The organism is Anaerostipes hominis (ex Lee et al. 2021) (assembly GCF_002270485.1).
GTDB classification, from domain to species: domain Bacteria; phylum Bacillota; class Clostridia; order Lachnospirales; family Lachnospiraceae; genus Anaerostipes; species Anaerostipes hominis.
On the sequence record NZ_NQOG01000001.1, the window covers coordinates 40,515 to 60,603 of the forward strand.

The 20,089-nt window shown below is 41.7% G+C and carries 21 protein-coding genes, 1 tRNA gene and 1 pseudogene; 4 read left to right on the plus strand and 19 right to left on the minus strand.

Features of this window, described 5'->3' with window-relative positions; genetic code table 11:
* Positions 1-11: 11 nt before the first annotated feature.
* The 4 genes and pseudogenes from tsaA to CI597_RS00255 form a co-directional block, all read right to left on the minus strand.
* Positions 12-488 carry a tRNA (N6-threonylcarbamoyladenosine(37)-N6)-methyltransferase TrmO gene (gene tsaA, locus CI597_RS00240; RefSeq protein WP_024726877.1) on the minus strand — a complete coding sequence of 159 codons (477 nt, stop codon included), beginning with the start codon at positions 486-488 and terminating at the stop codon, positions 12-14.
* An 80-nt stretch (positions 489-568) separates the two neighbouring features.
* A complete protein-coding gene (locus tag CI597_RS00245; protein ID WP_024726876.1) occupies positions 569-1,384 on the minus strand; it encodes a MerR family transcriptional regulator in 816 nt (271 codons plus the stop codon).
* Between the two features lie 120 nt (positions 1,385-1,504).
* Positions 1,505-2,116, minus strand: a pseudogene (locus CI597_RS00250) (conjugal transfer protein); the annotation flags it as partial.
* Positions 2,117-2,259: 143 nt separating this feature from the next.
* Positions 2,260-2,784, minus strand: coding sequence for a DUF4865 family protein (locus CI597_RS00255; RefSeq protein ID WP_024726875.1), 525 nt, complete (start codon positions 2,782-2,784; stop codon positions 2,260-2,262).
* A 122-nt stretch (positions 2,785-2,906) separates the two neighbouring features.
* On the opposite strand from CI597_RS00255, the gene CI597_RS00260 reads away from it, so the two are divergent.
* On the plus strand, positions 2,907-3,758 hold the full coding sequence (locus CI597_RS00260) for a LysR family transcriptional regulator (RefSeq protein ID WP_024726874.1): 852 nt from the start codon (positions 2,907-2,909) through the stop codon (positions 3,756-3,758).
* A gap of 117 nt (positions 3,759-3,875) precedes the next feature.
* Here the strand turns inward: CI597_RS00260 and CI597_RS00265 are convergent, their stop codons facing one another.
* The gene (locus CI597_RS00265; protein WP_024726873.1) at positions 3,876-4,508 is read right to left on the minus strand and encodes a helix-turn-helix domain-containing protein; all 633 of its coding nucleotides are present in this window, start codon (positions 4,506-4,508) and stop codon (positions 3,876-3,878) included.
* Between the two features lie 225 nt (positions 4,509-4,733).
* On the opposite strand from CI597_RS00265, the gene CI597_RS00270 reads away from it, so the two are divergent.
* The gene (locus CI597_RS00270) at positions 4,734-5,330 is read left to right on the plus strand and encodes a hypothetical protein (protein WP_024726872.1); all 597 of its coding nucleotides are present in this window, start codon (positions 4,734-4,736) and stop codon (positions 5,328-5,330) included.
* Between the two features lie 351 nt (positions 5,331-5,681).
* Here CI597_RS00270 and CI597_RS00275 read toward each other — a convergent pair.
* From CI597_RS00275 to CI597_RS00340, 14 genes are all read right to left on the minus strand, one after another.
* Positions 5,682-5,765, minus strand: a tRNA-Leu gene (locus CI597_RS00275).
* A gap of 5 nt (positions 5,766-5,770) precedes the next feature.
* Entirely contained in the window at positions 5,771-6,109 is a 339-nt protein-coding gene (locus CI597_RS18280) for a hypothetical protein (protein ID WP_024726871.1), read from the minus strand.
* 399 nt (positions 6,110-6,508) lie between these two features.
* Positions 6,509-6,853, minus strand: a complete 345-nt coding sequence (locus CI597_RS00285) for a helix-turn-helix domain-containing protein (RefSeq protein WP_095142856.1) — start codon at positions 6,851-6,853, stop codon at positions 6,509-6,511.
* A 340-nt stretch (positions 6,854-7,193) separates the two neighbouring features.
* Positions 7,194-8,477 (minus strand): glucosaminidase domain-containing protein, encoded by a 1,284-nt coding sequence (locus tag CI597_RS00290; protein ID WP_158221709.1) that lies wholly within the window; start codon positions 8,475-8,477, stop codon positions 7,194-7,196.
* A gap of 149 nt (positions 8,478-8,626) precedes the next feature.
* Positions 8,627-9,775, minus strand: coding sequence for a C40 family peptidase (locus CI597_RS00295; RefSeq protein WP_024726868.1), 1,149 nt, complete (start codon positions 9,773-9,775; stop codon positions 8,627-8,629).
* Between the two features lie 270 nt (positions 9,776-10,045).
* Complete coding sequence (gene rplT / locus CI597_RS00300; protein ID WP_006569063.1) at positions 10,046-10,402, minus strand: 50S ribosomal protein L20; 357 nt, start codon at positions 10,400-10,402, stop codon at positions 10,046-10,048.
* A 30-nt stretch (positions 10,403-10,432) separates the two neighbouring features.
* Positions 10,433-10,630, minus strand: coding sequence for a 50S ribosomal protein L35 (gene rpmI / locus CI597_RS00305; protein WP_006569064.1), 198 nt, complete (start codon positions 10,628-10,630; stop codon positions 10,433-10,435).
* Positions 10,631-10,669: 39 nt separating this feature from the next.
* Positions 10,670-11,164, minus strand: a complete 495-nt coding sequence (gene infC / locus CI597_RS00310; protein WP_006569065.1) for a translation initiation factor IF-3 — start codon at positions 11,162-11,164, stop codon at positions 10,670-10,672.
* Between the two features lie 216 nt (positions 11,165-11,380).
* Positions 11,381-12,976: a peptide chain release factor 3 gene (locus CI597_RS00315; protein ID WP_024726867.1), complete on the minus strand. Its 1,596-nt coding sequence runs from the start codon at positions 12,974-12,976 to the stop codon at positions 11,381-11,383.
* Between the two features lie 177 nt (positions 12,977-13,153).
* Positions 13,154-14,731, minus strand: coding sequence for a glycine betaine ABC transporter substrate-binding protein (locus CI597_RS00320; protein WP_024726866.1), 1,578 nt, complete (start codon positions 14,729-14,731; stop codon positions 13,154-13,156).
* Positions 14,732-14,734: 3 nt separating this feature from the next.
* A complete protein-coding gene (locus tag CI597_RS00325) occupies positions 14,735-15,916 on the minus strand; it encodes an ABC transporter ATP-binding protein (RefSeq protein WP_024726865.1) in 1,182 nt (393 codons plus the stop codon).
* Between the two features lie 207 nt (positions 15,917-16,123).
* Positions 16,124-17,020 carry an SPL family radical SAM protein gene (locus CI597_RS00330; protein ID WP_024726864.1) on the minus strand — a complete coding sequence of 299 codons (897 nt, stop codon included), beginning with the start codon at positions 17,018-17,020 and terminating at the stop codon, positions 16,124-16,126.
* A gap of 9 nt (positions 17,021-17,029) precedes the next feature.
* Positions 17,030-17,491, minus strand: coding sequence for a GyrI-like domain-containing protein (locus tag CI597_RS00335; RefSeq protein WP_024726863.1), 462 nt, complete (start codon positions 17,489-17,491; stop codon positions 17,030-17,032).
* A gap of 64 nt (positions 17,492-17,555) precedes the next feature.
* Positions 17,556-18,461, minus strand: coding sequence for a helix-turn-helix transcriptional regulator (locus CI597_RS00340; RefSeq protein ID WP_024726862.1), 906 nt, complete (start codon positions 18,459-18,461; stop codon positions 17,556-17,558).
* An 89-nt stretch (positions 18,462-18,550) separates the two neighbouring features.
* Here CI597_RS00340 and CI597_RS00345 point away from each other — a divergent pair, with 89 nt between their 5' ends.
* Together CI597_RS00345 and CI597_RS00350 are read left to right on the plus strand one after the other, a co-directional pair.
* Entirely contained in the window at positions 18,551-19,432 is an 882-nt protein-coding gene (locus tag CI597_RS00345) for an aldose 1-epimerase family protein (protein WP_024726861.1), read from the plus strand.
* A 14-nt stretch (positions 19,433-19,446) separates the two neighbouring features.
* Entirely contained in the window at positions 19,447-20,079 is a 633-nt protein-coding gene (locus tag CI597_RS00350) for an HAD family hydrolase (RefSeq protein WP_024726860.1), read from the plus strand.
* Positions 20,080-20,089 lie beyond the last annotated feature (10 nt).

A 20,089-nucleotide genomic window follows, 5' to 3' on the forward strand; every position in this document is an offset into this window, starting at 1 on the left:
TTCATTACTCCTTAAAAATTGAATTCGTTTTCCCATGCAAAAGAAGCAGATTCTTCTAAGCTATGAGGCCAATGACTACACCAATCTGGAACCTGCGGATTTTCCACTCTATCCAAACTCGGCGTGTATGGTTTAATATCCAAGATAGGCGTTTTGTCATTAGCATCAATGTAAGCAATTTTTATCAGCCCACTTATATAATCAATATTGATAATTTCTACTGCTGATAATGCAATCGGATTTGGGCGTACTGGCGACCTTGTTGCAAAAATCCCCATTTTTTCTGGAGCTTTTTTATAAGGCTGGTCTGTTTCCAATACGCTTCTGAAATCCTCATTGTCAAAATCGCTAAACCACCATAAAACATTGATATGACTAAATCCGTCTAATTCCTTTAATGCTGGAATATATGGTGCTTCAAGTTGAATGAAAGCACTATTTTCATTGTTGTAGATAGTACCTATTGAATTTACTTTATAAGTTGTCATTGTATTTTCCTCCGTTTTCTTCTTGCTAAATAAACGATAAACCTTAACACCATGTTAAAGTCAAGGCAGATTATCATTTTTTACAAGAGATTTTCTAAAGGAATTTGGATTTCTGTTAGATAGTTCTCTGGATTTTTCTCGTTCCACGGTCCACGATGAACTATTTGACGGCTTGAACCTTTCATTTTATATTGACTGTTTTCTTGAAGCCATTTAGCAAATGAACGATAAGCATAAGAAATATTAGAAAAATCTCCATATACCATAGTACAAGCCATCATAGAAACTGGTTCGGTAAAACGAAACTTAAAATCGCCAGTATCTTTTCCTATTTTATTTACAAATGCACATAATTCTACATCAACATCTTTTTCTTTATATTCCACATTGTGATATATTGAGAACGTTTCATCAGCAATATCTATTTTATTTTCTTTAGCAAAAGCAGAAAGTTCTTTCCAGAGCTCGCCCTCGTAATAATAATCTGGTATTTCTTTTCTTAAAGATAAAACACAATAACTCGGTATCTCTTTTATGGTTATGTTAAAATACAATTCACTTTTGCCATGTAACAATTCCTTTTTAGCAATCTCAATTTTCTTTAATTTTTCTTGTTCTTTCTGTATATTATCCATAATTTCAATAGACTTTTTATCAAGCTGTTCTATAATGGCAATATTACTGTAATTGAGGGCTAATGCAATTTCAGCAACATTGAAGCCACTATCACGCAAATATATGATTCTATTTAAAGTTGAGATTTGTTCTGCTGAATACATACGATATCCAGTCAATGAATCGATTTTAGCAGGCTTTAACAAACCCATTTCATCATAATAACGCAACATTCGAGTAGAAACTTGTGTCAATTTTGAAAACTCACCAATTTTGAACATTTTATCCCTCCATTCATGTACCTAATTATAATTATTGTTAATTTATACTTCAATATAATAAGGGCTTGCACACCACAGTTATGATACAAACCCGTTTTCATGTTACCTTACAATCTTTCAATTCCCGTTCTTTGTAAAGATAGGGTTTACCAGTTCCGAAAATACATGGTTCCTGCCGATAGGCTCATGCACATTCCCCGATACATAGTAGGCAAGCTCCTTTTCTGCGGCTGTTGGATACAGCTTAAAGAAAGTTTCCAGAAAAGCGGTAGCGTTATTGATTGTATCTGCGTCCACGCTGTTATCGGCTTCTGGTGTCTTTGATTCATAGTCTGATTTTGCGATTGCTGAGGAAAGGGTAGGATTCTGAACGATTACCATATCCCCGTCAGCATCCCCATGGACTTTTACCGTATAGGTTGCTGTTACATTGTTTGTCTGGTCGCCCTCTTTTATCTGCTGATCTACTTCGTAGGTAGCAGAAAAAGTGTCCGTTCCCGACTGCTCGATATTCCACACAATCACATCTGTAACCGCAGAGCTGGTCGGTATATCCGTTTTGATAGTATCTACATTCAAGTCCTACAACTCCTTTGTCAGATAACCGCTGATTGCCTGCGTCCTTGCTTCAATAGCTTCGTTGCTGTTGCTCCATGTGTAATAGGACTTCTCAAAGTTCTTCACGAAATTTTCAATCCCGTTGGTATCGTTTAATCGTAACTGTATAGTTTGTCAACCTTGTGTATTCATGCCTTTTAGAAGTAATGTTTAAATTTAATCCCAACCTATCACATAGCTTTTTAGTAGATATAGCCACATAGCCAGTTGCATTTGTTTTTTTGCATATTTAAGTATTCAATATTTCAAAACATATTTTATTGTGACAAATGCAAAATTGAATAAATTTTTCCAATAGTTTTTTTAATAGGTCTATCTTTATAGAAATAGTATTCTACATATTTCCATTTGTCTGGATTGTATATTAACACTTTACTTGTACAGTCATCTTTCTCCAATGAAAAATTTATAGCTTTCATTTGTTCCATTGGTGTAATTTCATGTTCAATTTCAAGAGCAAACTTTGACAGATTAAAGTCTTTTCCCAAACAACATGTTATTGGAATACCTATATTTATTTTTTGCCAACCGAATGAACTTAAAATATTATCATAGTAACCATCAAAAATGAATTTGTTCATGCCATCATTATTCTGCCATACATATAGTGGAGAATACTCATTACAACTCTTTGAAGAATCTCTTTTTTCAGATATGAGATATGCTTTAAATATTAAATCTTGAAAGCCATCCGTCCTATGTCCATTATCAGCTACTCGCTGTCTAATCATGTTCATGTCGTAGTTATCTGGTAGTGAAATCTTATATTGCATAGCAATCATTATTTTATCCTCCTATCTATCCTGCTTCAAATTTCAATTTAATTATACATATTAGTTCGTTATGTGTATAATAGTTGTAAATGATGATAGATATCATTTTAAATAATACTGGAGGTGCTATTATGGAAAGTCTGGAACTTAGAATATTTAGGGAAGTTGCTTATACAAAATCAATATCGAAAACTGCGGAAAATATGGGGTATGTTCAATCTAATATAACTGCACATATCAAAAAACTGGAAGGTGAATTAAACACGACACTATTCATTCGCCATAGCAAAGGCGTAACCCTCACAAAAGATGGAGAAAAATTACTGTATCAAGCAGAAAAGATAATCTCTTTACTCGATAAGACCTTACAATCTTTTCAGAACAATCCTAAAACTTTAAAAATTGGCACAACGCAGACAATAGCTGGTTATTTATTGCCCAAATGTATCATTGAATATCAAAAACAGTTTCCAAATGTGTCATTGTCAGTTTCTACACTAAATCAAGACGAATTAGACCAGAGTCTATCTAATGGACTATTAGATTGTATAATCACTAACAGTACCCACAATATTACACAAGGTAGGCGGATTTTGGAATTTCAAGACAATTTAATGCTGGCAACTCCATGCTCCTGCAATTCCATAAATGATATTTTTACATATCCAATTATCATAAATAATATCAAGTCCTGCCCCTACAGAAAAGCTCTTTTGGATTGGTGGAACTTACATCAATCGAAGTCACCAATGATAATTGAATTAGATACTGTAGAAGCAATTCTTAATACCGTTGCTATGGGCGGTGGAATATCATTATTACCAAAGTATATTTTAGCAGATAAACAAAATATCAATAGCTTCTATATTGAAGATTTGCAATATACATCGATTCATATGTGGATTGCTATGAATAAGCTTCCATCAGAATATTTTGCTTTAAAGGACATTCTAAAAAAACAATTTAAAATAGATAACAACTAAGGCAGATAACCACGACACGGTGTACCTGCCTTTTACTATGTTATTCTACAATCTTCCAGTTATTATCTTTATGTAGCACTAGCTCAAACTGCGATACCTGCGTTGCCTTTGTCTGATTTACCATAAATCAAATTTGCCTGTTATCCACGGTAACTGCGATAACAGTTCCATATCTTCTTTTAAATTTGGATTTATCCTTTTTACAGCATAGTAAGGTGTTTTATACTTGTGTCCCTCTGTGCTTTCCCCGAACATATCCATGCTGTATAAATCATCATAACGGTCTAACATTTTTTGAAACTTCAAATGCTGGATAAATTCTTTGATTGGGTAAAGGTCAGACGCTTCCATGTTCTTTCCGCTGATGTAATCTGTAATATATTTGCGTAGCTGTTCTAATTCATATTCCAGCCATTCTTCTTCGCTGTCAAAGAAGTTATCATAATGTCCATGTTTCAGTTCTGCATTTAAACGTTCTTCCGCTCTTAGAAACTGGCAGACTTCCTTTTCTGCTTGATTGGCATATTTCCATTCCCCCGATAACAATTCGTTCGGTGTTACGTCCAGCACTTCCATTATCTTTTCCAGCGTATCATAAGCAGGATAATTCAACCCTCTTTCAATCTTGGAAAGGCTCTGCATATTGATACCAATTTTGTCCGCAAGCTCCTGTTGTTTCATTCCTCTGAATTTTCTTATGGTCTGTATATTATTTCCTAAATGGCTTATTTTCATCGCATAGCCCTCCATATCTCATTATATCTTCACTGTTATAAGTCTATCACGCCTAATATGGCTTTTAAAGGCAAAAAAAGATATTGACAAATAAGCATATAAGAATTACTATGTTCTTGTAATCGAATAAGCACAATAGAATGAAATATAAGAACATTCAAAAAGTAAAACCTATCTGATTAAGCCCGTAAATATGAATAATGATTGAAATGGTACTTGTTAGAAAAGGGAAAAACAGGCTTGGATGACAAAGCATTTCCGTCCTTTGACGGCTGGGCGAGACTGCGAGCCTTGTATGTGCCCCCGTTCTCTAACAGGGGGGCACTATTTCAGAAAAAACAAGGCAAAAACCATACAATCCCAAAGTTATGCGTAATAAACGGTCTGATCGGATATGTTACAACATACGCTCAGCAGTTCTATGGACTTACCGCAACAACAGCTGCCACTCTGGGCGGTATTCGGTATCTACTCCAGGGTGTCGGAGGTATCGTCGGAGGCTTCCTTGCTGATAAGCTGCACTCACGTATTAAAGTAATCGTCGGCGGATGTATCGGATTTATATTTATCTATGCAGTGAGAAGCCAATACTTCGCAGTACATCAGGACGCGGGCATTCCGCTTGAGCTCAGTGGCCGTGTCTCCGGTATCTCTTCCGCACTTGGCTATATGCCTGATATGTTCATGTATACTCTGGTCGGAAGCTGGATGGATAACTATGGAAGAACCGGTTATAACATGACATGGGCATATGCAATGGCCGCTGCTGCTCTGTGTATCGTTCTTTCCTTTATTCTAAGCAAGGTTGTGAAAAAAGAGCAGAAACCTCAGGTATAACAAACAAATAACAGGGCTGCTGCAAAATCTATTATTCTGCAACAGCCCTACATTCTGTATTAAATGTCTTGATCTTTCCTATCCGTGCATCTAAAATCTGATCGGTGACCCGAAGCAATCTTCTTTGGAACAAAGTGGGCAAGCCCACTTCAACGCCCCAACCCCTCCCTCACTCTTTGAGAGGCTTGACAACTTTGCGTGCCAGATGCAATTTGCCGCAGGCAAATAATTTCCTTACGCATCTGTGCACAACCCGCGGAGCGTTTTTATTTCATAGGGAAGGTCGTAGAACTTTCCTATGAAATAAAAAAACGGTTAAGTTCTGTAATCGAACTTAACCGTTACTTATAATGCAGAAGAAGAGACTCGAACTCTCACGGGAGTAATCCCACTGCCGCCTGAAGACAGCGCGTCTGCCAGTTCCGCCACTTCTGCATGTCTCAAGCATGATTAATAATACACGATTCCAAAGAAAATATCCAGTCTTTTTTTAATTTTTCTTGTACTTTTTTACATACACGCCTGAAACTATTGAAAATTTTCTGCTGTTCCTGCATCCACTTTTCGATCTCATTGGTATCACGAAATGGTCCGAAATAGAGTTTCGTATAAAACTTTCCGACCTGGATCGCGGTGCTCTCTTTAAACGGTGTGCCATCCACAAAGGAGTAATCTGTAAGGGAAGTCCCGTCCTGGATATATTCCTGATATCCGAAATCCGGTGCCGCTGTGACATTGAATACCTTTCCATTGCCCCCTGCTGATCCGATGCCTGGCATTCCTGTCGTCTCATCGCCCTAGGCAACGATCACAGTATTTCTTATCCGCAACATTTCTTAAAGTGCTGCCGATAGCTCCTATAAGCCATATGTCCGGATTTCCTTCTGCAAGAAGCGATCCACGGGAACTATTGCAACGATGGTCTTCTATCCCTGCATATTCACACTGTACCCGAATTGCAGGTCAGCTGATTCTCCCCGACCAAAGTGATCGTGACATCTATCTGTCTCTACTCCTTCCAGCACTTCGATGTTATTGGAAGTTGTCGTACCTGTGATCCGGTATCCTTTCGGATTCAGGCTTGTCTTATTCTGTGCAAGACTGCCCCGGTGGCCCCATTTTTTGTGATCCGAATATTCCCCTGACTCACATCGAGAACTGTCTGCCCATCCATCTTTCTACTCACCGTCTAACAATTCCGCAAGCTTTCTGGAAATCTCCAATACAATCTTTTTATCTCTCGGCCCGCAGTTTTCAATCACCGCGTCAAGCTCTTTCACAAAAATATCCTCTTTCATTTCCGGTGACTGATAACTGTCCATCAGCAGGTAGTCCACAGAAACTCCTAATACATTGCTGATCTCAACCAACGTGGGAAGTGAAACCTTTGTCTTTGCCGTTTCAATATTTGAAATATGGCTGACCGACAGATCAACTTTCTCAGCTAAATACTCCTGAGTCATGTTCTGTTTTCTCCTCACTTCTTTTATTTTCCGTCCCAGCGCTTCATAATTCATTTTCATACACTACTCCACTTCTTACATATTTATGAATCGAGAGCAACAAACTCCTGCTTACATAAATATTTTCTATTTTTAAAATACATTTTTCTGTCTCTATTGTCTCCGTTATTTGTTTTTGTTAGAATAGCTTATATAAATAAAAATCATTTACATAGTTTAAAAGGTGAATTTTATGGACAAAAAATACTTATTTAAGGTCTGGGTTCTGTGTACTTTTCTCATCTTTCTTTCTCTGTTCCTGTCATTGTTCCAATACAGGCAAAGAGAAAAATGGGCAAAAAAAGTCGTCGAAAGGTGGCGTATAAAATACCGTCCCTTCGACGATGATTCGTCAGAATCTTTATAATCTTTTCATGATCTCATAGCATCGGTTGGTCACATAGCCGGCCCATGTGTTCCCAACACAGTAGCACTGATTGACTCCTTTTACTGTGGGGCCGTGATAATAAGCCCCTCCCTTGACCAGATACTTTTCTTTCAGCAGTTTGGCAGTCATCAGAAGATTCTCTTCCTTAGTCGGCGCATTGATGCCTTTGGCGCTGTCAGATGTGACCCCGTAGCCTGTGAGGTTGTGGTCCTCCCTGGCACGCCTGCTGGTCCCCCAGGCGCTCTCATGGATAGCAATGCCCATCACAGCGACTGCATTGACCCCATATTTCTTCTCACACTTATAAAATGCGGGAGCCTGTTCTTCAAGAGCGGAACCCTTCAGCATCAGACGAATCTCTTCCACTGACAAGTTACTTTTCTTCAGAAGATTCATCGGATCAAATACGCGGGGCTTATCCGCCTTCAGCTCTTTGATCTGCTTCTTGAGTGACCTTATCTTTTTCCCGCTCTTTTTTAGTTCCTTCAGCCTCTGCTCCTGTGTTTTGTCGCAGTTTAAAATCTGCTGGTCCAAATACTGCTTTAACTGGATCGTCTCTTCATCTTCAATGACATCCGCCACCTTCACTTCACCGGCTACATCGAAATTATAGTTTTCTGCGATGTCTTTGAGATAACCGTTCTTGGTCTTTACTGACAGTTCCAGAAGCAAATGATTGACTCTGTGGCCGATCTGAGTGTCATTCACGTCCTTCTTCACCCCGGTCAATGCCACTACACCCGGAATTGCCACACTGCCGCTCTGCTCATTCAGTGCCTGATAAAACTTCTGGATCTCTTCCTTTAACTTATCCGCATGAATGAGACTCTGCTCCAGGCTTTCTTCCCTCAAGAGCTGTCTTTTTAATTTTTCCTCTCTGGCAAGAGCTGTCTCTGATCTGACGGAAACAGACTCCTCCGGAGCGACGATCTTCTTTTCTTTCTCTTTCTTCTTATCTTTTTTCTTTTTTAGTTTCTTCTTGCTCTTTTTCTTCTTGTTATGTACTTTTTCTGTCTTTGCTTTGTCCCCCTTTTTCTCTGTGGCAGGCTTTTCTGAAGCCGTTGTAGGTTTAGGCTCCTGTGCTGCCGTCTGTTCTTCTGTGGTCGCCTCTGTCTCTGTTTCTGAAGCACTGGATGATGAAGTCTCAGCAGTGTCCTTTGCTTTATCCGGTTCCACGGCGTATGCCGGCACCGACACGCTCAGAGTAAGAATGACCATACATAAAACACCTGCGGCCTTTCTTAAAGCTTTATTCACGATAATACCCCCCTTATATATTACCCATGATACATCGGCTGTCATAATTTTGCAACTCTCAGAGATAAATTCAGATTTTTTTAATAAATCTAAAAATCCCGGAAACCGAAGTCTCCGGGAAATTAATTTTATTCTTGTATATTCTTTTGTTACTGGATGATCCTTCTTGCACATACAGGAGTCCGGTAGAATGCATTTGAGACCTTGATTCCTCCTTTTGGATAAGGAGCTGAATTACTTGCATGCACAACCTGTCCACCGCCGATATAAAGGGCTACGTGGTTGATGCTTCCGCCGCTTCCGTAAAAGATAAGATCTCCTGCACGGAGATTACTTGTGGAAACTGCGACACCTTCAGAGGCCTGTGAACTGGACGTTCTGCTGATGCTGTATCCGAACTTGGCCAGGACCTGCTGTGTAAATCCGGAACAGTCGATTCCGTTCGAGAGGCTGTTTCCGCCGTAGCGGTACGGGTTCCCTACAAACTGCAGTGCGTAGTTCGCCACTCTTTTTCCTGTAGATGTTCCTGAAACGCTTGCAGATGCCGGAATCGATTCCCTGCTCTGGCTGCTTCCGGTGCTCTGCGTGTCTGCGGAACTGCTTCCTGATGACTGGACTGAGTTCTGAACAGTCTGCTGTTCCCGGGCTTCCCGGGCTTTTCTTTCTGCTTCCAGCTTTGCCTGGCGCTCTGCCTCGATCTGCTTCATAGATTTTGCTTTTTTAAATTTATATTTTACATCCACATAATCTTTTGAAACATATCCGGTTTCACCATCGACTTTTACCTTTGCCCAGTCACTGTTATGTTTTTTCACCTTATAAGTTTCATCCTGAGAGACTAATGTCACTACATCAGCGTTTTTAGAAGCTTTTTCCCTGACCCTGAGAGTCTCTGTGGTGACTTTTGCAACCTTCTTAATATTTTTCTCTGCAAACGCCTGTATATCGTCTTCAAAGACAAGATAGTCATTTTTCGCATAACCGATCACATCCCCAGATTTCACTTTAGTCCATTCTGTACCTTTTTTTACAATGGTCCCGAGTGCTCCTCTTTTCATCTTTCCTAAAATCTTGGAATCTGTATTCGGCTTCTTTCTTATGTTCAAAGTAGAGGAGCTCTTTACTTTCGCAACTACTTTATCGGCATACTTGCTCTGCTCCTGGTTGTTTTCTTTTTTCTGGTCCTCCGCTGCCGGCTTCGCTGTTTCTTTTGGTGCCGCATTTACAGGAGCCGATGTCAATATCATACCTGCCATGGCCACTACTGCGGCGGACAGTTTCATCTTCTTGATAATCATGTTTCCTCCTCAAATTCTAAATGTTACAATTTTGTTAAGATCGTTGTTACAGGTGTTATTATAACACGCCCAGCCTCCATGTCAATACTTTTTAAATAACTTCGTAATAGTTTCGTAATAAATACGCATATTCTGTAACATTGTAGAGAAACATGTCAAACGGAGGTATTTAATGTAAAAAACACCCTTCCTGCGGGATACAGTATAAAAACTGTATCCCGCAGAAAGGGCATCTGAAAGCCGCAAGGGCCGTAAAATCAAATGATATGTTTACGCTAATTTTCCTTTTGCAACGTCTACCAGTGCTGTAAACGCTTCCGGATTGCTGATTGCCATCTCAGAAAGCATCTTTCTGTTGATGTCAACTTCCGCTAACTTTAATCCGTGCATGAATTTACTGTAAGATAAACCGTTCATTCTTGCAGCTGCATTGATACGTGCGATCCATAACTGTCTGAACTGGCGTTTTCTCTGTTTTCTTCCTGCGTAAGAAGATGTGAGAGCTCTCATAACAGACTGTTTTGCAACTCTATACTGTTTTGATCTGGCACCTCTGTAACCCTTTGCCAGCTTTAATACTTTATTATGTTTCTTTCTCGCGTTCATTCCGCCTTTGATTCTTGCCATTTCTTATAGTACCTCCTTCAATATTCTATCTTATAAATACGGTAAAATCTTCTTCATTACTTTTGCGTTTGTAGAATCTGTCACTGCAGATTTTCTAAGATTTCTCTTTCTCTTAGGAGATTTTTTTGTTAAGATATGGCTCTTATATGCCTTATTTCTTTTTAATTTTCCTGTTCCTGTCTTTTTAAATCTTTTTGCTGCTGCTCTACATGTCTTTACTTTTGGCATGATAATTTCCTCCTTGTACTTTCTTCTTTCTTCCTGGCACTAGTTCTTAGGTGCTAAAAACATAATCATACTTCTGCCTTCAAATTTAGGACGTTTATCAACGGTCGCTACGTCATCTAAAGCTTTTGCAAACTCATCAAGGATTCCCTTGCTGGAATTTACATGGGCAAGCTCTCTTCCTCTGAAACGAAGCGTTACTTTAACGCGGGCACCCTTAGACAAAAACTTTCTGGCATGGCTGATCTTTGTATTCAGATCATTCGTATCGATGTTCGGAGACATCCGAACCTCTTTCACCTCAACAGTCTTCTGCTTCTTCTTCGCTTCCTTCTCCTTGCGGGCCAGTTCATACTTATACTTTCCGTAATTGATAATCTTGCACACAGGCGGTTTCGCTTTCGGAGAAATCTTCACCAAATCCAGTTCAGCCTCATCAGCTTTTTTCTGAGCTTCCCTTGCGGACATAATCCCTAACTGTGATCCATCTTCTCCGATCAGCCGCACTTCTTTGTCTCTGATTTGTCCATTGATCATTAAATCGCTAATAACGTTACACCTCCATAAAAAATAAGTGGATAGTCAGACTATCCACTTTACATTCAAGCATGATTATAGAATCAATTTCTTAAATATTAACCCAAGTCACTCCGGTGCTAAGGTGAGAGTGGATACTCTTCTTTCTTGTTCCTGTTGTTTCTCACAACTCTTAATATCATACAATCAAAATCTGATCCTGTCAACTGTTTTTGTCTACTCTTTGCTGAATTCCACCAGTTCCAGTCCTTCGTTGCGGTCCAGAACAAATTGGATGCCCCATTCGTTTTTAAATAAAAGAAGGGGATTTCCTCTCATATCCCGGACTTTCTTTACCTCTGCAACGCCTTTTAATTTATTCATGTCTGTCTTGACGTCCTTAATCCAGCGGATCGCCTGGTACGGAAGCGGCTCCAGACGGATCTCGCAGTTGTATTCATTCTCCAGACGGTATTTTAACACATCAAACTGCAGGGTTCCGACGACTCCCACTATGATTTCGGCAAAACCGGCCTGGTGTTCCTGGAATATCTGAATGGCACCTTCCTGGGCGATCTGCTCCACACCTTTTACAAACTGCTTTCTCTTCATAGAGTCCAGCTGAATGACCCTGGCAAAATGCTCCGGCGCAAACGTAGGGATTCCCTCATACTCAAAGTCGTCTTTCGGCATGCAGACCGTATCTCCAATAGAAAAGATCCCCGGATCAAATACCCCGATGATATCTCCGGCATAGGCCTCCTCTACAATTTTCCTCTCCTGTGCCATGATCTGCTGCGGCTGGGAAAGGCGCATCTTCTTTTTGCTCTGTACATGTTTTACTTCCATATTGGCTTCAAATTTACCGGAGCAGATCCTCATAAAAGCGATCCTGTCCCTGTGGTTTTTATTCATGTTTGCCTGAATCTTGAAAACAAAAGCGGAAAAATCATGTTCCGCAGGAGCGATCTCTGTCCCTTTTGATACTCTCGGAAGCGGCGCTGTGGTCATTTGAAGGAAATGCTCCAGAAACGGCTGCACACCAAAGTTCGTCAGCGCAGATCCAAAAAATACCGGGGACAGCTCACCCTTATGGACCTTTTCCATATCGAGAGGCTGGGATGCACCGTCCAGGAGTTCAATCTCTTCCATAAGATTTTCATAGAAGTCCTCTCCTATCATCTGCTCAGCCTGTCCGTTATCAATGGAAACGATGGTCTCTTTCGCCTCCTTGGAACCGCCTGTGGATACTGATTCAAATCCCAGGATTTCTCTGCTGTTTCTCTCATAAACTCCCTTAAACTCTTTTCCGCATCCAATCGGCCAGTTGACCGGACAGGTGTCAATCCCGAGCACTTTTTCAATATTATCCAGGAGTTCAAATGTATCTTTTGCCTCCCGGTCCATTTTATTAATAAAAGTAAAAATAGGAATGTGCCTCATGACACAGACTTTAAACAATTTGATCGTCTGTGCCTCCACACCTTTGGACGCGTCAATGACCATCACCGCACAGTCCGCAGCCATCAGAGTCCGGTAGGTATCCTCAGAAAAGTCCTCATGTCCCGGCGTGTCCAGGATATTGATGCAGTAGTCATCGTATTCAAACTGAAGAACAGAGGAAGTCACAGAGATTCCTCTCTCTTTTTCAATTTCCATCCAGTCTGAAACTGCATGTTTTGCGTTGGCCTTTCCTTTTACCGAACCTGCCGTGTTGATCGCTCCCCCATATAACAGAAACTTTTCTGTAAGTGTTGTCTTGCCCGCATCCGGGTGAGAGATGATCGCAAAGGTCCTCCTTCGTCCGATTTCCTTTTCTATGCTGCTTGCCATTCTATCTTCCTCTTTCCTTATTTCTTGAGTTGAGCCGTTATCTCATTCATTCTATTTGATAACATACCTAGTCATATTAGCATAACGGGAGACAAAATTCTACCCATATTTATAACATTGGCAGCTTTGAAAAATAAAACGCCTGCAGGAAATCTGCAGGCGCTTCTCTATGATCTTCTATTTTTCAATAATTCCCTGTTCTACAAGGTAATCATGTGCCGCTTCTCTCGGCTCCTTTCCAAGTTCATCTACTTCATAATTCATTTCCATCATGGCTTCATTGGTCAATGCAGAACTCAGTTCATTGATAACTTTCTCAAGTTCCGGATATTTTTTAAGTGTATCTTCTCTGATGACCGGCACTGCGTAATATGGCGGAAAATATTTTTTGTCATCTTCCAGCACCTTCAGCTTAAACTTCTTTAACAGACCGTCTGTGGCAAAAGCATCTACCACATCAACTTTTTTATTTTCTAAAGCCGTATATCTCGGTGAGCCGTCAATTCCTGTTTCGCTCTTAAACTTAAAACCGTAAGTTTTACACAATCCGGGGATTCCGTCAGCACGGTTCAGGAACTCCAGAGTGGACCCGATACTCAGTTCTGAACCGACTCCCCGTAAGTCGCTGATTTTGTTCAGATTATATTTTTTTGCAGTCTCTTTGGTCACAGCCAGTGTATAGGTATTGTTAAACTTCGTCTGATCCAGGACTTCAAAATTGTTCTTTTCCTTAAAATATTTCTTCAAAGTCCTGTAGACTTTATCCATGTCATCCGTGGATTTTTCCTTTAAAATATTCATATATGCGGTACCTGTGTATTCCACATACATATCGATCTCGCCTTTGTCCTGGGCTTCATAGCAGACTTCGCTTCCGCCCAGATTCTCTCGGCGGTCCACTTTAATGTCTGTTTTATCCTCGATCACATCGGCATACAGGTTACAGAGTACCAGCTGTTCCGTAAAATCCTTGCTTCCGATGGCAATCCTCTTATCATCTCCCCTGAAGCTTGCAATTATCGAATTGCCCATGATGGCAGCTACCAGAATTCCTACCAGTACAAGGACACCTTTCTGGCGTCTTCTCTTTCTTTTTAACTGTTCTTTTGAACCTTCATATCCCTGCTGCAGACTGATCGGCGTCACAAGCTTTTCAATCAGCCCTGTGAGATAATCTACCAGAAGTGCCAGGATACAGGACGGAATAGCCCCTGCCAGGATTTGGGCATTGTTGACCGTACGGATTCCTGAAAACACCAGATATCCGAGTCCTCCGGCACCGATAAATGCAGCCATGGTCATAAGCCCCACTGCAGTTACCGCAGAAATCCTCACACCTGCCATGATGATCGGCAGGGCCAGAGGTATTTTAACTTTAAACAGCACCTGTGCTTTTGTTAATCCGATTCCCTTGGCCGCTTCCACCATTTCCGGACTGATGCTGTTAATACCGGTAAAGGTATTCTTTATGATGGGAAGCAGGGAATAAATAATAACCATCACAACAGCCGGCAGGGTACCAATTCCTAACAGAGGAATGGACAGTCCCAAAAGCGCCATGCTTGGGATCGCCTGCACTACATTTGCGACTCCAAGAACCGGTTTATTTAAGTTCTTCACATAGCTGATCAGGATGCCGAGAGGGACACCGACGAGAATAGAGCAGCCCACTGCTATGGCGGTGAGTTCGATATGTTCTGTCACCAGAGATAAAATCTGTTCTTTGTTTTGTATCATATATTGAATAAATTCCATCGGTTACACCTCCTTCTCTGTCATATCTTTCTGGTCTTCATCTGACGGCCGCACCGCTGTATCTTCATCGTCTTCTGTTAAATACTGCTGGCTCAGCGTAGAGATCAGGTTGCTGTTTGTGATCAGTCCAAGTACCTTTTCATTTTCATCAACTACAGGAATATTCCCTACATCATATTCGTCGATCAGTTTTAAAAGCTTCAGGATATTGTCATCCGGACTTGCAGTCAGAACATCTGTCTTCATCATGGTCTCCGCTGCAGCCAGCGGATTCTTGGCACGGTACAGAGCTTTTCTGTTGACCATGCCCTGGAGCTTCCTGTTTTTATCTACTACAAGCAGGGTATCTACATGCCGTTCTTTCATCCTTTTGACACATCGGGTCCTGGACAGGTCCCCGTTACAGGTGACCGGATTTTCAATCATAATATCCTCCACCTTTATGTACTCCGGTGACCCCCAGATACGGTTCTTCCCTACAAAGTTTTCTACGAACTCGTTTGCAGGGTTTTTAAGGATTTCTTCCGGTGTATCATATTGGAGAATATGGCCGTCTTTCATGATGCAGATTTTGTCTGCGATCTTGATCGCCTCATCCATATCGTGGGTGACAAATACGATGGTTTTGTCCACTTTCTCATGAAGAGCAATCAGCTCGTCCTGAAGACTGACCCTTGTCATTGGGTCCAGCGCCGAAAAAGGTTCGTCCATCAGAATGATTTTTGGATTATTCGCGAGTGCTCTGGCGACACCGACACGCTGCTGCTGTCCTCCGCTCAGATCATTGGGATAGCGGTCCAGGAATTCATCTCCGTTAAGACCGACCATATCCATAAGATATTCCGTATTCTTCCTGATCTGTTCTTCGTCCTTTTTTTCTAATCTTTGAATCAGTTCGATGTTCTCTCTGACCGTCATATGAGGAAACAGCCCGGCCTGCTGTATAACATATCCGATACTGCGCCGCATCTCGACTTTGTTCATATCTTCAATGTCTTTTCCGTCGATAAAAATCTTGCCTTTCGTCGGACGGATCAGCCGGTTGATCATCTTCAGCGTTGTGGTTTTTCCGCAGCCGCTGGAACCGATAATCGCCACCAGTTCCCCATCTTCAATCGTCAGAGAGATATCCGACAGGACTTTATTATCTTTAAAACTCTTAGTTACATGTTGAAACTCTATCATTCAATTCACTCCTTTTGTATAAACAGTCAAAAGGATCTGTATCTCTCCAGATCCTTTTATTCTGTTTCCTATAAAACAAATTTAATTTGTTCTATATATAGAATTGTCAGCACTGTATCTTCCAGTTTACCATATTTGAAAACTTTTTTCCACTCAGGCACAAGGGGCACTGTACAGCCGCTGTACAATGCCCCTTGTTATATTTTCTTAAAACAGGTCAAACAGACTCATCTGCCTGGCTTCATACGGACGCCTGTATGCCCTAATGATATGACGCATATTAAACAGAATACCCGCATCATTGCAGGCGGCCGCAAACCGGCTCCACAGCTGTTTTACATGCGGACTGGTACACTGGTATCGGTCTCCATACCTCTTCTTATATTTTTCCCTCAAATTTTCATCCGGAAACAGTCTGTCCAGTTTCTCAAAATACCATTCTCTCTGATTCTGTCTCAATGTCACTCCGAAGGCAGGATAGATGAAATCTGCTCCACATTCTTTCGCTGCCTTAACAATACCAAGAATATTTTCTTCTGTATCCTCGATCCACGGAAGCACCGGCATCATTAAGATCCCTGCAAAAATCCCCGCGTCTTTGAGTTTCGCAAGAGCCTCAAACCGTTCAGATGACAGGGATACCCCCGGCTCTATTTTTCTGCAGAGAGTGTCGTCACAGGTCGTAATCGTCAGCTTGCAGATTACAGGGGAATGTTCCTTTATCTCTTCCAGAATGTCGATGTCTCTTGTAATCATGGCACTTTTCGTTGCAATGGCACTGCCAAAGCCGAAAGCGTTGATCAGTTCCTGGGCATGCCTGGTCAGCATCAGTTCTTTTTCAAAAGGATTGTACGGATCACTCATGGCGCCGGTTGCCACAACTCCCTTTTTTGTTTTCCTTCTCAGATCATCCCGGATAATTTCCATGGCATGTTCTTTCGCTTTCACCTGATCAAAATTCTTAATATGATAACAGTCACTCCGGCTGTCACAATAAATACAACCGTGGCAGCAGCCACGGTATATATTCATATTATAATCTCCGCCGAACCAGGAGTCCCCCGGTCCTCTGGTTATGATATGCTTTGCTTTCACATAATCCATTTTTGTGTATCACTCCTTCAGTGCAATATACATATGAATTTCTGAGTCTTCCAGCGTGCCTCCCGGCTGGTATTCTTCAAAATCCCCTGTAAAGCTGCGGTTTAAATCCATCTTCCACAGCTTGATCCAAAACTCGGTCACAGCTTTCTGCATATGGCCCCGGACAATAAACTTTGCATATTTTCCTTCTGGGATCACAATGAAAGTAAGTCCTTCCTGGTCCTGTTCGGTGCTGCTTACCTCGCATCCCACTGTGATCTGATATTCCTGCATACTCTCATCATTATAATCAGAATACAGGCCGATACTCTTTTCATTTACTTTGTTTGCAATGTTACAAAAGATCCCTTCTTTAAAAAAACGCCCCCACAGAGATCCTATCACCATCCCGGCATCCGGTGCATCATTGGATGTCCTCGCACTGATCCCTGCAACAATCTTTTCTTCTAATTCTACCACTTCATAATTCATAATTCTGCCTCCATTGTTTTTTCTTTATTGTACAACAGAGAACCTGACAGCTGTCTGTCAGGTTTTAAATATTTTCTTCATACCGGCCTGCCATGCGCCGGAGACGGCATTTCATTTCGCTGCGGACTTCTTTTGGCCCGAGCACCTCAAGCCCCGGCCCGAAGGATAAAAGCCATCCATACAGCCATTCTTCCCCGGAACATGGGAACGTGATATAAAAAAATCCCTCCTGCTCCCGAATCCAGTCCGGATCGAATTCATCATAGACACGGAATCCAAGACTTTTTTCTACCTTGACGGATACTTCCATATCATTCTTTTCTTCCAGGAGCGGCATTGTTTTCATATCCCGGATGTCTTTTCTCAAAAAGCGTTCTTCTGTTTTTTCCAGATTTTTAAGTCTCTTGAGTTTAAAGATCCTTATCTCCCTGCTCTTTTTGCAGAATGCAGCGAGATACCAGTCCATGCCGCGGAAATACAGCTGCATGGGCTCTGCCTCCCTTCTGGAATGTTCCCCCTTCGCATTATAGTAATCAAATATGACCACTTCCCTGTTAAGGATCGCTTCTTTCAGTTTTTCAAACAGTTCCTTTTCTCCCCCTGGGTTCCAGCGTGAAAAGTCTACGTAGACCCAGTTCTCATCGTCCTTCTGGAACAGGCTGGACAATCTGGATAGAAGCTTTTCAGCATTCATGTGATTCGTGACTGCCATACATTGGAGTGAGAGAAGTATCTGATTTTGTTCCTCCTCCGTGAGGACAGACTTGTCCATGACAAAGTCTTCCAACAGGCCAATGCCCCCTCCTTTTCCCTGAGTACAGTATACCGGTATGCCCGCACTGCTCAGCGCATCGATATCCCGGTATATCGTTCTCACCGAAACCTCAAACCTCTCGGCGAGCTCCGGCGCTGTCACTTTCTTTTTCTCCAGCAAAATATAAATGATCTCAAATAAACGGCTGCTTGTCATAATGTTTCTCCTTTGCACCATTATATCATATAAGGTATAATATTCTGAAAAGAAACTTGTTTATTTTTGTTCAGCAAAAGGAGCGTAATATGAGTTCATATCAATTAAAAAACGGTGTTCTTACAGTTTCTGTTGACACATCCGGGGCAGGCCTTACTTCTATTAAAGATAAAGCAGGCTTAGAGTACTTATGGCAGGGCAATCCTGATTTCTGGAGCGGACAGGCTCCAATCCTGTTTCCAATCTGCGGAAGTTTAAGGAACGGGGAGGCGAAAATCGGAGACGGTAAATCCTGTTCTATGGGCAGGCATGGAATAGCCAGAAGATGTGAATTTACCCTCCGTCACCTGGATAGCGACAGCATTTCTCTGTTTCTGCACGCTGACGCAGAGACCATGAAATCTTTCCCCTATGACTTTGAACTTGAAATGACTTACCGTGTCAAAGACCGCAGTGTGATTGTCGAACACACCGTGAAGAATTGTGGCTCTGAAGTGATGCCGTATTTTGTTGGAGGACATCCCGCGTTTAACTGTCCACTGAATGAAGGAGAAGCTTTTGAGGATTATATCATAGAATTTGAAAAGCCGGAGACGGCCGGATGTCCGGTTTTGACAGAGGACGGCCTGATCAATGTAAACAACAGAAAGGCTTTGCTTGATCATGCGTCTTCATTCGGCGTAAAGCACGAACTTTTTTATGACGACGCCCTGATCTTTGACAGTCTGGAATCCAGATCGGCTTCTTTGCTGCATAAAGAAACGCAAAAAGGAATCCGCGTCGATTTTAAAGACTTTGATTATCTCGGCATCTGGTCCAGCGCCAATGACGGACCGTTTGTGGCAATTGAACCCTGGTCAGGCACTTCTACCTGTTCCAATGAGGACGGCATTTTTGAACACAAACGCGGAGTCCGCATACTGGGCCCGGGGCAGTCAGAGACACTTGCCTATACGATTTCTGTTTTATAAAGTGAGGAAGATATATGAATAGCTTATCACTTGGTTATAAGATGATCTGTTTTGATTTGGACGGTACTCTGCTGGACACCAAATATTCCATTCTCGCAGGCTTCAGAGATCTGTACGAAGAGACATGGAAAGAATTCAGGCCGCTTAATGAGCTTGAATTTGTTCTCGGCGGCGACAGCCTGGCCCTGCTGGACTCTATGGGCTTTCCTGAGGGAAGTATTAACGGGTGGTTAAAATATATTGACTGCTATGCACATACGATCCATCCGTTTGACGGAATTTTGGACACTTTATCTGCCCTGAGGCAAAAAGGGCTTATCCTGGGCGTTGCTACAAATAAACTCCGAATCGAATATGAAGAAACGATGGAGCGCCATGGGCTGAAACATTTCATGGAGCACTCCATCTGCCTGGACGAGGCAGCACATGCCAAACCGGACCCTGAACCTCTGTTATATCTGGCAGAACAGTCTGAAATACCGATAAGCCAAATGCTGTTTATCGGGGATACCAGCTATGACATAGACTGTGCCAGAGCCGCCGGATGTGATTTTGCCCTTGCAGGATGGGGAGCCTCCGAAGCACTGAAAAAAGAAAATGCCGTTGTGCTGGAAAAACCCGACGAACTTCTGTCACTGATCGAATAGAAAGAAGGAC

Coding starts and splice junctions, on each gene's coding strand:
- tsaA (WP_024726877.1), bottom strand. CDS start 488: ATGACAACTTATAAAGTAAATTCAATAGGTACTATCTACAACAATGAA.
- CI597_RS00245 (WP_024726876.1), bottom strand. CDS start 1,384: ATGTTCAAAATTGGTGAGTTTTCAAAATTGACACAAGTTTCTACTCGA.
- CI597_RS00255 (WP_024726875.1), bottom strand. CDS start 2,784: ATGATTGCTATGCAATATAAGATTTCACTACCAGATAACTACGACATG.
- CI597_RS00260 (WP_024726874.1), top strand. CDS start 2,907: ATGGAAAGTCTGGAACTTAGAATATTTAGGGAAGTTGCTTATACAAAA.
- CI597_RS00265 (WP_024726873.1), bottom strand. CDS start 4,508: ATGGAGGGCTATGCGATGAAAATAAGCCATTTAGGAAATAATATACAG.
- CI597_RS18280 (WP_024726871.1), bottom strand. CDS start 6,109: ATGCCAGGCATCGGATCAGCAGGGGGCAATGGAAAGGTATTCAATGTC.
- CI597_RS00285 (WP_095142856.1), bottom strand. CDS start 6,853: ATGAAAATGAATTATGAAGCGCTGGGACGGAAAATAAAAGAAGTGAGG.
- CI597_RS00295 (WP_024726868.1), bottom strand. CDS start 9,775: ATGATTATCAAGAAGATGAAACTGTCCGCCGCAGTAGTGGCCATGGCA.
- rplT (WP_006569063.1), bottom strand. CDS start 10,402: ATGGCAAGAATCAAAGGCGGAATGAACGCGAGAAAGAAACATAATAAA.
- rpmI (WP_006569064.1), bottom strand. CDS start 10,630: ATGCCAAAAGTAAAGACATGTAGAGCAGCAGCAAAAAGATTTAAAAAG.
- infC (WP_006569065.1), bottom strand. CDS start 11,164: ATGATCAATGGACAAATCAGAGACAAAGAAGTGCGGCTGATCGGAGAA.
- CI597_RS00315 (WP_024726867.1), bottom strand. CDS start 12,976: ATGGCAAGCAGCATAGAAAAGGAAATCGGACGAAGGAGGACCTTTGCG.
- CI597_RS00320 (WP_024726866.1), bottom strand. CDS start 14,731: ATGGAATTTATTCAATATATGATACAAAACAAAGAACAGATTTTATCT.
- CI597_RS00325 (WP_024726865.1), bottom strand. CDS start 15,916: ATGATAGAGTTTCAACATGTAACTAAGAGTTTTAAAGATAATAAAGTC.
- CI597_RS00330 (WP_024726864.1), bottom strand. CDS start 17,020: ATGGATTATGTGAAAGCAAAGCATATCATAACCAGAGGACCGGGGGAC.
- CI597_RS00335 (WP_024726863.1), bottom strand. CDS start 17,491: ATGAATTATGAAGTGGTAGAATTAGAAGAAAAGATTGTTGCAGGGATC.
- CI597_RS00340 (WP_024726862.1), bottom strand. CDS start 18,461: ATGACAAGCAGCCGTTTATTTGAGATCATTTATATTTTGCTGGAGAAA.
- CI597_RS00345 (WP_024726861.1), top strand. CDS start 18,551: ATGAGTTCATATCAATTAAAAAACGGTGTTCTTACAGTTTCTGTTGAC.
- CI597_RS00350 (WP_024726860.1), top strand. CDS start 19,447: ATGAATAGCTTATCACTTGGTTATAAGATGATCTGTTTTGATTTGGAC.